Below are 11,537 nucleotides of genomic sequence, written 5' to 3'. Positions count from 1 at the left end.
CCTTCGGGCCATGGCAAGCGATGTGATCGTGGTGGGATCGGGAGTGATCGGCCTGACCACCGCCGTCCTCCTGGCGGAGCGCGGGGCGCGGGTCGAGGTGTGGACCCGCGAGACGGCGGCGCAGACGACGTCGGCGGTGGCCGGAGGGCTGTGGTGGCCGTACCGGATCGAGCCCGCCGACCGCGTCGCCGCGTGGTCGCTCGCCTCCCTCGCCGTACTGACGGAGCTGGCGCGCGACCCCGGCGGGACGGGCGTCCGGCTGACGGACGGGACGGAGGCGGGTACCTCCGTGGCCGGACTGGGCGCCTGGGCCCGGCAGGTGCCCGGCCTGCGGGACGCCCCGCCGCGGGAGGTCCCCAAGGGCTGGGACCGCGCCGTCCGCGCCCGGCTGCCGCTCGTCGACATGCCCGCCCATCTGGGGTATCTGCAGCGGCGCCTGGGGGAGGCAGGCGGGACCGTCACCCTGCGCCCGGTCAACTCCCTCGCCGACGCGGGCCGGTCCGCGCCCGTCGTCGTCAACTGCGCCGGCCTGGGCGCCGGTCACCTCGCGGCGGACCCGCACGTCCACCCGGTGCAGGGGCAGCTGGTCGTCGTGGAGAACCCGGGCGTGACCGAGTGGTTCGCGGCCGCGACCGACGACCGGGCGGCCGACACGCTCTATCTCCTGCCCCAGCCGTACGGCCTCGTCCTCGGCGGCACGGCGCGCCCCCACGTCTGGGACCGGACGCCGTCACCGGCCGTGGCCCAGGCGCTGATCGCCCGCTGCGCCCGGGTGTGTCCGGGCCTGACGGCGTCCCGGGTGGTGGCGCACCGGGTGGGCCTGCGCCCGGCGCGCCACCGGGTCCGGCTGGAGCCGGACCCGCGACGGCTGCCGGGCGGCGCCCTGTTGGTGCACAACTACGGCCACGGCGGCGCGGGCGTCACGGCCTCCTGGGGCTGCGCGCGGGAGGCCGTGGAGCTCGTGCTCGGCGCTGGCGCCTGAGGGAGGGCCCAGCGCCCCGGGCCCGTACCCACGCCCTCAGGGAAGGCGCGTGAGCGACGGCACCGGCACCCGCACGCCGCGCGGGTGCTCCGGGGCGGGCGACGGCGCGACGGCGGCGCCCGAGGTGGCGCGGACGAAGGCCCGGTAGCCGCCGACGAGCGGCAGGCCGGCCGAGGTCGCGTGGAGGTCGACGGTCAACCGCGGTGTCGTGGAGGCGGGTTCGATCAGCCCGGCGTCCGTGCCCGCGACGATCAGCGCCAGCCGGTGCCCGGCCGGGACGACGTGGTCGGCGGCGGCCAGGTCGAGGGTGATGGTGTAGGGGCGGCCGGGGGTCACGGCCCGGCCGTGCCGGGCGGACGCCCAGTGACCGAGGTCCGCCCAGCCGCGGCTGAAGACGGTGTGGTCGACCCGCTTGACGTCCGCCTCGGTGCGCTGGAAGCAGCCGGTGTCACCCGCCGTGCCGGCGCCCCAGCAGGTGCGGTCGGGCAGGGTCCGGATGCCCTCCCCGTCCCCCGCGTAGTCGCGGACGGCGGCCGGGCCCAGGTCGACGAGAACGGCGGACAGACGGGCGGACGACGTGGACGGCGTCACGCGCAGCCGCACCGCCGACGAGCCGGACAGCCGCAGATCGCGGGTGAGCGGGCGGGTGACGAACCCGGCCTTGTCGGGCGTCGCCCGGTCGGCCGCCGCCGACCAGTCGGCCTCGCTCCGCCGCGGATCGTCGGTGAACCGCGCGGTCGTGCCCGGCGCGGCCTGGCCGAGGCCGAGCGTGCCGACACCGGCGACCGGTCCGGCGGCCGGCCGCAGGGTCGTCGTCCGGGTGCCGGCCGGCGGCCAGACGCGGTCGGTGGTCCACTGGTCGGGCGCGCGCTCGACGTCGGCCATCGGCTCGCGCTCGACGCCGTTGTCGTAGCCCATCAGGTAGTGGTCGAACCAGCGGTGCAGGGTGGGCACCCACGCCTCGCGGCGGAAGTCGAAGGGGTCCACGTGCCCGGCCGTCGACAGCCAGATCTTGCGCTCGACGCCGTGCGCGGCGAGCGCGTCCCACCACTGACCGAGGTGCTTGGTGCGGACGTTGAGGTCCTGCAGGCCGTGCACCGCGAAGACGCTCGCCTTCACCCGTCCCGCGTCGCGGACGTAGTCGCGCTCGCTCCACAGCGGCGTCCAGTCGCCGTTGCGTGGCGCGCCCTCCACGAGCCTGCGCTGGACCGCGGCACAGCGGGCGCGCGCCCCGTCGCTCTCGACGCGGGAGGCGAGCCCGTCGGGGCCGCTGCCGAAGAGGGCGGCTCCCTTGGCGAAGTAGTAGTCGTACCAGGAGGAGATGGCGCCGATCGGGACGATGGTCCGCAGCCCGTCCACGCCGGTGGCGGCCACCGCGTTGGCGACGGTGCCGTCGTAGCTCTTGCCGATCATGCCGACGGCGCCGGTCGACCACCCGGCCGTGACGGGTGTGTCGCCGGTGCGCGAACGGTAGCCGCGCGCCCGGCCGTTGAGCCAGTCGACGACGGCCTTGGCGGACTGGACGTCGGAGCGCCCGCCGACGTCGACGCAGCCGTCGGAGCGGTTGGTGCCGGCGAGGTCGACCAGGACGACGGCGTAGCCGCGGGGCACGAAGTAGTTGTCGTAGTAGAGGGGGAACTGGACGGGATCGCCGTGTTCGTCGTACGTCTTCTTCTGGCTCTCGTTGCCCCGGCCGCAGCACGCGTAGTACGGACTGGCGTCCATGATCACCGGTACGCGGCGGCCCTGTTGGGCGGGTTCGCGGGGCCGGACGATGTCCACGGCGACCCGGTCGGTGCGGCGGGCGGAGGTCCTGACCTCCACCCACACCGACTCGCGGACGGCGCGGTCGTAGGAGTGGACGGGTCTGCTCTCCCCGGCGCGCCCGGGGCCGGACGCGGCGTGCGCGGGACCGGGCGGCGGGAGGAGGACGGCCAGCAGGGCGGTCAGGGCCGTCGCGACGAGGGTGGCCCAGGGTATGCGGGTGTTCCGTGTGGGTTTCGGCACGGGCGGGACAGTACGCGGGCCGGCTCCGGCGCAGAAGGGGTGTGGCGGGAGTTCCGGGTCACGGCCCGCCGCGCGGGGTCAGCGCCGGCCGCCGGGCACGGTGGCGGAGGTGAGGAAGAACGTCACCGCGTAGGTGAAGCGGCCGGTCGCCGCGGCCTCGTCGAAGCGGCGGACGAAGCGGTCGGCGTCGGCCGGGGCGAGATGCCCCTGGTGGGCCGCGGTACGGGCCCAGTCGCGGATGCCGTGGACGTGGTCGACGGTGCGCGGGTCGCGGACGACCAGCGTGTGCGCCTCGGCCGCCACGTCGTCCAGGCCCCGTTCGACGAGCATGGCGGGCTGCTGGTGGGCGAGCGCCCCGCCGCGGACCCCGTCGTCGACGCGCAACGCGAGGACGCGGCGGGCGAGTTCGGGGTCGCCGATGTCGAGCACCTGGGTGCCGTAGTCGAGGGCGGCGAGGACGAGGCGTCCGCCGGGCAGCACGACGCGCAGCATCTCGTCGATGACCCGGCCGGGATCGGCCACGTGCTGGAGGACGAGGTCGGCCCACGCGCCGTCGAAAGTCCCGGCGCGGAACGGCAGATGGTGGGCGTCGGCCACCAGCGCCGCGCCGACGCCGCCCGCGCGGGCCGCTCCGGCCATGGCCAGGGAGAGGTCGGCGGCGACCGTGCGGGCCCCGGTCTCGGCGGCCAGCGCGAGCGCCGTCGTGCCGGGGCCGGCGCCCACGTCGAGGAACAGCCCGCCGGGGCGGGCGTGCAGCAGCGTGCGCAGCCGGCGTTTGTAGGAGGCGTGGAACGGCGAACGGGTGCGCCGCCGCAGGGTGGTGACCAGGTGGGCGGGGTCGGCACTGGCATCCACGTCCGACCAGGGGCGCGACAGCGTTTGTTGGGCCATGTCCGGTGATCGTAGGACTGACGGGCGGCGCGCGGGGCGGTCCCGGCGTCCGATCACCCCGACCGGTGACGGAACGGTCCGCCAGGGCCTTTCGGTGGCCGGATTCGTTCGCTCCATGGGGTGTCCGCCCTCCGCGATGACGGCCGGATGTCAGTCACATGTCCGGATTCGACATGGACATTCCCAGCGGCGCGATGAGTGCATAGGCTGCGAGCGATCTTCCTCTCCCGCGCGGCCGGCGCCACCGGCCGTCCACCCCCTATGAGTTGGAGTGTCCCGTGCGTCCCAGACTCCTCGTCCCCGGCGCCGCTGCCGCCGCCTTCCTGCTGCTCGGGGTCCCCGCCTCGGCGGCCGACGGCACCCCCGGCGCGCCGGGCCTCGGCGACTCCTACTACCCCGACGCCGGCAACGGCGGGTACGACGTCTCCCACTACGACCTGCGGCTGAAGTACCAGCCGGCGACGGACCGGCTGGAGGGCACGGCGACGCTGACCGCCACCACCACGCAGGCGCTGTCCCGCTTCAACCTGGACTTCCTGCTGGACGTCAACGAGGTCCTCGTCAACGGGAAGAAGGCCGCGTTCGCGAGGACCGGGGTCCACGAGCTGGAGATCACCCCGCCCGCCGCCCTGCCGCAGGGCAAACACCTCACCGTCGTGGTCCGTTACAGCGGGACGCCCTCCGCCGTCAAGGTCGGAAAATTCACCGCCTGGCAGCGCACCGCCGACGGCGGGGTCGTCGCCCAGGAGCCGGAGTCGGCCGCCTGGTGGTTCCCGAGCAACGACCACCCGCGCGACAAGGCCACCTTCGACGTCTCCGTCGCCGTCCCCGACGGCACCCAGGCCATCAGCAACGGCGTCCTCGCCTCCCAGACCTCCAAGCTCGGCTGGACGCGCTACAACTGGCGCTCCACGCAGCCCCAGGCGCCGTACCTGACCACGCTGGCCGTCGGCAAGTTCGAGATCACCACGGACACCACGAGCAACGGCCTGCCCGTCGTCAACGCCTACAGCAAGGACCTCGGCGACCTCCTCGCCCCGGCCAAGGCCAGTGTCGAGCGCACCTCCGAGGTCCTCGACTGGGAGAGCTCGGTCTTCGGCCCGTACCCCTTCACGGCGGCCGGCGGCTACGTCCCCAAGGTCCCCACGCGCTTCGCGCTGGAGACCCAGACGCGGCCGTTCTACAGCCCCGCGCCCTTCGCCAACGGCGCCAACGTCTCGCTCGTCGTGCACGAGCTGGCCCACCAGTGGTTCGGCGACAGCGTCTCGGTGAAGAACTGGCGGGACATCTGGGTCAACGAGGGCTTCGCCTCCTACGCGCAGTGGCTGTGGTCGGAGAAGGAGGGCGAGGGCACCGCACAGGAACTCGCCGACTACACCTACGCGCTGTACCCGGCGAACGACCCCTTCTGGACGGTCAGGCCCGGTGACCCGGGCGCGGACAAGCAGTTCGACGGCGCCGTCTACCAGCGCGGGGCCATCGCCCTCCAGGCGTTCCGCAACACCGTCGGCGACAAGGTCTTCTTCGAGACCCTGAAGGGCTGGACGGCGAAGAACCGCTACGGCAACGCGTCCGTCCAGGACTTCGTCGCCTACGCCGAGCAGGTCTCCGGCAAGAAGCTCAAGCCGCTCTTCGACACCTGGCTGTTCACGACGGTGAAGCCGAGTGCCGCGGAGGCGGCGAAGGCGGGCATCGGCAAGCCGGCGGCGAAGGCCCGCGCCCTCGCCGCGGGCAAGCCGGCGCAGCCCAGGTCCTGGAAGCAGATCCGGGACGCGCTCGCCGCGCACCAGCACTGACGCGCCCGCCCGGCCTTCCGGATCCGGTGGTACACCCCTACTGTTGAACACCGGATCCGGGAGAGCGAGGCACCGCGCATGGGCACGGCCACGGACGGCACCGGGCAGCCGGTGTCCCTCACCGTCGACGAACTGGCCGCCCGCGCCGGGGTCACGGTGCGCACCATCCGCTTCTACAGCACCCGCGGTCTCCTCCCGCCGCCCTGCATCGGCCCGCGCCGCGTGGGCCGTTACGGCCCCGCGCACCTCTCCCGGCTGGCGCTCATCGAGGAGTTGCAGCACCAGGGCCTCACGCTGGCCGCCATCGAGCGCTACCTGCACCGCCTGCCGGACGACCTCAGCGCCGACGACCTGGCCATCCACCGCGCCGTCGTGGCCTCCTGGCTGCCCGACGCGGCGGCGGAGGTCACCCGGGCGGATCTGGAGCGGCGCGCGGGCCGCCCGCTGACCGACGACGACGTCGACCGGCTCGTCGCGATGGACGTCCTCCGGCGCGAGGAGGGCGCCGGCGGGGAGGTCCGCTTCCAGGCGGACCCGGGACTGCTCGGCATCGGCGTCCAGTTGCTCGCCGTCCCGATGACGCTGGACACCCTGCACGCCGCCCGGGACGTCCTCCTCGCCCACGCCCGCTCGACGGCGCGCGAGCTCACGCGGCTCTTCCACGAGGAGGTGTGGGGGCCGTACGCGGCGGGCGCCACGGACCCCGGGGAGGTGGAGTCGATGAGGTCGCTCTCGGCCCACATGCCGCCGCTGGTGGTGCAGGCGCTGGTGACGGCGTTCCAGCGGTCCCTGAGGGAGGAGCTGCGGGCGACGTACGGGACGGGCGAGCCCGCCGGCTGAACGGCGCGGCCCTCCGGGCGGGTCCGGCGGGGGCGGTGGCACCACCGCCCGCGCGGAACCGGGGGTTTTCCCCATGGCGCGGCCTCCGCCCGCCCCCGTAGCGTTCCCGGTCGCCGGGCCCGGAGGCCCGGCCGCACACGCACCGCACTCCCCGGGGGAACATCCATGCACCGCACCGTCCGTCTTCTCTCCGCCCTCGCGGTCGCCGGTGCCGCCGTCGCGGGGCTGAGCGCCTGCGACGCGCTGACGCCGTCCCGGACCCTCGCGGACGACGCGACCGTGAGCGGGCGGATCACCTCGGTGCGGGTGGACAACGACTCCGGCGCCGTCCGCGTCCGCGGCACGGCGGGCCTCGGCAAGGTCACCGTCCACCGCGAGGTCGAATACCGCGACGGCCACAAGCCGGAGGGCGCCACGCACCGGGTCGAGAACGGCACGCTCGTGCTGGCTGACTGCGGGGACGAGTGCTCGGTGAGCTACACCGTGGACGTGCCGGCCGGGCTGCCGGTGACCGGGGAGAACAGCAGCGGTGAGGTCAGGCTGTCGAACGTCGGCGCGGTGCGGGTGAAGACCAGTTCCGGCGCCATCGACCTCGACGGGGTCGACGGGGACGTCACCGTCGAGGCGAGCAGCGGCAAGGTCACCGGCCGCGGCCTCAAGGGCGGCAGGACCCGGGCGACCACGTCCAGCGGGGAGATCTCCCTGACCTCCGCCGTCCCGCAGGACGTGACCGCGAAGACGTCCAGCGGGCGCCTCGTCCTCACCGTGCCGGACGCGCGGTACCGGGTGTCGGCCGAGACGACCAGCGGCGGCAAGGACATCGGGGTGTCCCAGGACCCGGCCGGCACGTACCGGCTCGACCTCACCACGACCAGCGGCGGGATCAAGGTCACGAAGAGCTGACGGCCCCGCCGCCCGCCGGGTCCGCGGCGCGGACGAGCTGGCGCAGCGCGCCGTGGAAGACCTCGTGGTCCGTGACGGCGGGGACGATCTCGGCGAGGTGTCCGGTCAGGACCGGGAACTCCGCGGGGTCGAGCGCGGCCAGCGCGGTCCGGGTCACCGCCCGGGCGGCCTCGGGCTCACGGTGGTCGACGAAGGTGGCGCTGCCCAGGGTGAGCAGGTACATCCGCCGGTAGGCGGCGATCGCCTCCGCCGGGCTCATCCCGGCCGCGAGGCTGTCCGCCAGCTGCGGTTCCACCAGCCGCTTCAGCAGCTCGGGGCCGAGCCAGGGGCGGCTGCCGCGCAGGGCCACCAGTCCCGGGTGGGCGGTCAGCACCTCGTACAGCGCCGTGAACCGGGCCTCGGTGGCCGCCGCCCAGTCCGTGCCGGGCGGGATCTCGGGCAGGGCGGCGGCGAGGTGGTCGGTGACCAGGTCGAGCAGCCCGGCCAGGTCGGTGCAGCGGCGCTGGAGCGTGGCGTGCGGGACGCCGAGGCGCGCGGCGAGCGAGCGGAAGCTGAGGGCGCCGGGGCCCTGTTCGTCGACGATCGCGAGGGCGGCCGCGGCGATCCGACCGGGTACCGCGGGGTCCGGGGAGGCCGGGGGTCGGGGCATGCGGGCCAGTGTACGGTACGGTGTATCGGAACACTCGATACGCTGTATCACCCTCGTCCCGGGAGCACCGCAGTGGACCAGCTCACGTACGCCGACGTCACGACCGCGGCGCGCCGGATCGCCGGGCGCGTCCGCCCGGTCGTCCTCGCGCCCCACGATCTGCCGGACGTGCGGCTGGCGTTGGAGTTCCTCCAGTTCACGGGCTCCTTCAAGGCACGCGGCGCACAGAACTTCCTCCGCGCGCACCGCGAGGCGGGCGCCCTGCCCGACACGGGCGTGACCATCGCCTCCGGCGGGAACGCGGGCCTCGCGTGCGCCTGGGCGGCCCGGCAGGAGGGCGTGCCCGCCACGGTGTTCGTGCCCGCCACCGCCCCCGCGGTGAAGGTCGCGGGGCTGCGCGCCCTCGGCGCGGACGTGCGGCAGACCGGCTCGGAGTACGCCGAAGCGCAGGCCGCCTGCGCGGAGTTCGCCGCGGCGACCGGCGCGCTGGCCTCCCACGCGTACGACCACCCGCTGATCGCCGCCGGGGCCGGGACGCTGCTGGACGAGATCCGCGCCGGGTTCCCCGGGCTGGACACGGTGATCGTCGCGGTGGGCGGCGGCGGCCTGTTCGCCGGGGTGGCCACGGCCGCGCGCGAGCACGGCGTCCGCACCGTGGCGGTCGAGCCGGAGGGCTCCCGCGCGCTCCACGCCGCGGTGGAGGCCGGCCGTCCGGTCCCCGTCCCGGTGGACTCGGTCGCGGCCGACGCCCTCGGCGCGCGGCAGGTCTCCGCCGTGGCCCTGGCCGCGGCCGGGCAGGGCGACGTACGCCATGTCCTGGTACCGGACGCCGAGATCGTCCGGGCCCGCCGCCGGCTCTGGACCGGCCACCGCATCGCCGTCGAACCCGCCGGTGCCACCGCCCTGGCCGGGCTCGCCGCCTACCGCCCCGCTCCCGGCGAGCGCGTGGCGGTCGTGCTGTGCGGGGCGAACACGGACCCGGGGGACCTGGTGCGCTGACCCGCCGGACGGGACGGGCGCGCCCCGGCCCACGGGCCGTTCGGGGCCTGGGCCCGGTGCGTTCGGGACCGGATCCCGGTCCGCTCAGGGACAGGTCCAGTCCGTCCCGGGCCGGGCCTCCGCCCGTCCGGGCCCCGCCCCGGAGCCGGAAGCCCCGCCCCCGGCCCCGAAGCGGCCCTAGTCCAGGAAGGGTTCCCCCTTCGCCGCCTTCTCCCGCAGCAGCGGGGACGGCTCGAACCGCTCGCCGTACGCCGCCCGCAGCTCCTCCGCGCGGGCGAGGAAGCCGGCGGGGCCGCCGGTGTAGCCGTTGATGTACTGGAGGGCGCCGCCGGTCCAGCCGGGGAAGCCGATGCCCAGCAGGGAGCCGACGTTGGCGTCGGCGACGGAGGTGAGGACGCCCTCCTCCAGGCAGCGCACCGTGTCCAGCGCCTCGACGAAGAGCATGCGCTCCTTCAGGTCCTCGAACGGGATCTCGCCGGGGGCGAGTCGCTTGCCGAAGTGCTCCGCCAGCCCCGGCCAGAGCCCGGCCCGCTCGCCGTCCACGTAGTCGTAGAAGCCCGCGCCGCCGCTGCGGCCCGTGCGGCCGAACTCCTCGACCATGCGGTCGATCACGGCGTCCGCGGGGTGCGGGGTCCAGGTGCCGCCGGCCGCCTCGGTGGCGCGCCGGGTCTCCTCGCGGATCTTCCGGGGGAGGGTGAGGGTGAGCTCGTCCATGAGCGAGAGCACCTTGGCCGGGTATCCGGCCTGCGCGGCGGCCTGTTCGACGGACGCGGCGGGGATGCCCTCGCCGACCATCGCGACGCCCTCGGTGATGAAGCGGCCGATGACCCGCGAGGTGAAGAAGCCGCGGGAGTCGTTGACGACGATGGGCGTCTTGCGGATCTGCCGCACCAGGTCGAAGGCGCGGGCCAGGGCCTCGTCCCCCGTCCGCTCCCCCTTGATGATCTCCACCAGCGGCATCTTGTCGACGGGCGAGAAGAAGTGCAGGCCGACGAAGCCGTCGGGCCGTTCGACGCCCTCGGCGAGCAGGGTGATGGGGAGGGTGGAGGTGTTGGAGCAGAGCAGCGCGTCCGGCGCCACGACGTGCTGGACCTCCTGGAACACCCGCTGCTTGAGCTCAGGGTCCTCGAAGACCGCCTCGATGACGGCGTCGCAGCCGGCGAGGTCGGCGAGGTCGGCGGTGGGCGTGATGCGGGCGAGGAGTTCGTCCCGCCGGGCCTCGGTCGTCCGTCCCTTGGCCAGCGCCTTGGCGAGCAGTCCCGCCGAATACTCCTTGCCCTTGCGGGCGTTCTCGTCCGAGACGTCCTTGAGGACGACCTCGATGCCCGCCTTGGCGCAGGCGTACGCGATGCCGGCGCCCATCATGCCGGCGCCGAGGACCGCCACCTTGCGCACGGTGCGCGGCGCGTGCCCGGAGGGCCGGCTGCGGCCGGCGTTGACGGCCTGGAGGTCGAAGAAGAAGCCCTGGATCATGTTCTTGGCGGTCTGCCCCGTCGCCAGCTCGATGAAGTACCGCGACTCGACCGTCGACGCGGTCTCGAAGTCGAGCGACGCGCCCTCGACGGCGGCGGCGAGCACGGCGCGCGGCGCGGGGTAGGGGGCGCCCGCGGTCTGCTTGCGCACCGTGGCCGGGAAGGCGGGGAGGCTGGCCGCGAGCGCGGGATGGGAGGGGGTGCCGCCCGGCATCCGGTAGCCCTCCGTGTCCCAGGGCTGCCGGGACACGGGGTGGGCGTCGATGAACGCACGCGCCTTCACGAGGAGTTCGTCCGGCGTGCCGGCGACCTCGTGCACGAGCCCGGCCTCCAGGGCGGCCCTCGGGGGGTACTGCGTGCCCTGGACGAGGACCTTCAGCAGCGCGTCGGTGACGCCGAGGAGGCGGACGGTGCGGGTGACGCCGCCCCCGCCCGGGAGCAGTCCGAGGGTGACCTCGGGCAGGCCGATCTTCGAGCCCTCGGCGTCGAGGGCCACGCGGTGGTGGCAGGCGAGGGCGATCTCGTAACCGCCGCCGAGGGCGGAGCCGTTGATCGCGGCGACGACGGGCTTGCCGAGGGTCTCGATGCGGCGCAGGTCGCGCTTGAGCGCCTCGACGGCGGTGAACGCGCTCTCCGCGTCCTCCGGGCGGATCGCGATCAGCTCCCGCAGATCGCCGCCGGCGAAGAAGGTCTTCTTGGCGGAGGTGATGACGACGCCCCGGATGTCCTCCTGCTCGGCGACGAGCCGGTCGGCCACGGCGGCCAGGGACGTCTGGAAGTCCCGGTTCATGGTGTTGGCGGACTGGCGGGGGTCGTCGAGGGTGAGGGTGACGACGCCTGTGTCGTCCTGGGTCCAGCGGATGGTGCCGGTCATGCTCGTGTCCTCCGTGAGGTGGTGGGTGAGAGGGAGAGGCCCCGGACCCTCCCCCGGAGGGGGCACCACCGTCTCACCGCTTCCCGCCGGGCTCCGCCCGGACCCTGCGGCGAAGCCGCGTCGC

Annotated in this window: 9 protein-coding genes; 5 read left to right on the top strand and 4 right to left on the bottom strand. The window is 74.9% G+C overall.

Translation table 11 applies throughout. The features are described 5' to 3' along the window. Window positions 1-10: 10 nt before the first annotated feature. On the top strand, window positions 11-982 hold the full coding sequence (locus tag AC230_RS03220; protein WP_049714375.1) for an NAD(P)/FAD-dependent oxidoreductase: 972 nt from the start codon (window positions 11-13) through the stop codon (window positions 980-982). A gap of 36 nt (window positions 983-1,018) precedes the next feature. Here the strand turns inward: AC230_RS03220 and AC230_RS03215 are convergent, their stop codons facing one another. After that, on the bottom strand, window positions 1,019-2,989 hold the full coding sequence (locus tag AC230_RS03215; RefSeq protein WP_049714374.1) for a Xaa-Pro dipeptidyl-peptidase: 1,971 nt from the start codon (window positions 2,987-2,989) through the stop codon (window positions 1,019-1,021). Between the two features lie 78 nt (window positions 2,990-3,067). Continuing rightward, a complete protein-coding gene (locus AC230_RS03210) occupies window positions 3,068-3,880 on the bottom strand; it encodes a methyltransferase domain-containing protein (protein ID WP_049714373.1) in 813 nt (270 codons plus the stop codon). A gap of 278 nt (window positions 3,881-4,158) precedes the next feature. Here AC230_RS03210 and AC230_RS03205 point away from each other — a divergent pair, with 278 nt between their 5' ends. The 3 genes from AC230_RS03205 to AC230_RS03195 all read left to right on the top strand — a co-directional run bounded on the left by AC230_RS03205 (window position 4,159) and on the right by AC230_RS03195 (window position 7,419). Beyond that, window positions 4,159-5,676, top strand: coding sequence for a M1 family metallopeptidase (locus tag AC230_RS03205; RefSeq protein ID WP_049714372.1), 1,518 nt, complete (start codon window positions 4,159-4,161; stop codon window positions 5,674-5,676). Window positions 5,677-5,754: 78 nt separating this feature from the next. Beyond that, window positions 5,755-6,516: a MerR family transcriptional regulator gene (locus AC230_RS03200; protein WP_049714371.1), complete on the top strand. Its 762-nt coding sequence runs from the start codon at window positions 5,755-5,757 to the stop codon at window positions 6,514-6,516. 165 nt (window positions 6,517-6,681) lie between these two features. Then, window positions 6,682-7,419, top strand: a complete 738-nt coding sequence (locus tag AC230_RS03195; RefSeq protein ID WP_049714370.1) for a DUF4097 family beta strand repeat-containing protein — start codon at window positions 6,682-6,684, stop codon at window positions 7,417-7,419. On the opposite strand, the gene AC230_RS03190 is transcribed toward AC230_RS03195, so the two are convergent. Continuing rightward, a complete protein-coding gene (locus tag AC230_RS03190; protein ID WP_049714369.1) occupies window positions 7,406-8,068 on the bottom strand; it encodes a TetR/AcrR family transcriptional regulator in 663 nt (220 codons plus the stop codon). The genes AC230_RS03195 and AC230_RS03190 overlap by 14 nt on opposite strands. Before the next feature lie 72 nt (window positions 8,069-8,140). Here AC230_RS03190 and AC230_RS03185 point away from each other — a divergent pair, with 72 nt between their 5' ends. Then, entirely contained in the window at window positions 8,141-9,067 is a 927-nt protein-coding gene (locus tag AC230_RS03185; RefSeq protein WP_049714368.1) for a serine/threonine dehydratase, read from the top strand. 177 nt (window positions 9,068-9,244) lie between these two features. Here AC230_RS03185 and AC230_RS03180 read toward each other — a convergent pair whose 3' ends face one another. Then, complete coding sequence (locus tag AC230_RS03180) at window positions 9,245-11,413, bottom strand: 3-hydroxyacyl-CoA dehydrogenase NAD-binding domain-containing protein (RefSeq protein WP_049714367.1); 2,169 nt, start codon at window positions 11,411-11,413, stop codon at window positions 9,245-9,247. Between the last annotated feature and the right edge of the window lie 124 nt (window positions 11,414-11,537).

Source organism: Streptomyces caatingaensis (assembly GCF_001187435.1).
Taxonomy (GTDB): Bacteria; Actinomycetota; Actinomycetes; order Streptomycetales; family Streptomycetaceae; genus Streptomyces; species Streptomyces caatingaensis.
This window is presented reverse-complemented; position numbering and strand designations above follow the sequence as displayed.

Coding starts and splice junctions, on each gene's coding strand:
- AC230_RS03195 (WP_049714370.1), top strand. CDS start 6,682: ATGCACCGCACCGTCCGTCTTCTCTCCGCCCTCGCGGTCGCCGGTGCC.
- AC230_RS03180 (WP_049714367.1), bottom strand. CDS start 11,413: ATGACCGGCACCATCCGCTGGACCCAGGACGACACAGGCGTCGTCACC.
- AC230_RS03210 (WP_049714373.1), bottom strand. CDS start 3,880: ATGGCCCAACAAACGCTGTCGCGCCCCTGGTCGGACGTGGATGCCAGT.
- AC230_RS03190 (WP_049714369.1), bottom strand. CDS start 8,068: ATGCCCCGACCCCCGGCCTCCCCGGACCCCGCGGTACCCGGTCGGATC.
- AC230_RS03200 (WP_049714371.1), top strand. CDS start 5,755: ATGGGCACGGCCACGGACGGCACCGGGCAGCCGGTGTCCCTCACCGTC.
- AC230_RS03220 (WP_049714375.1), top strand. CDS start 11: ATGGCAAGCGATGTGATCGTGGTGGGATCGGGAGTGATCGGCCTGACC.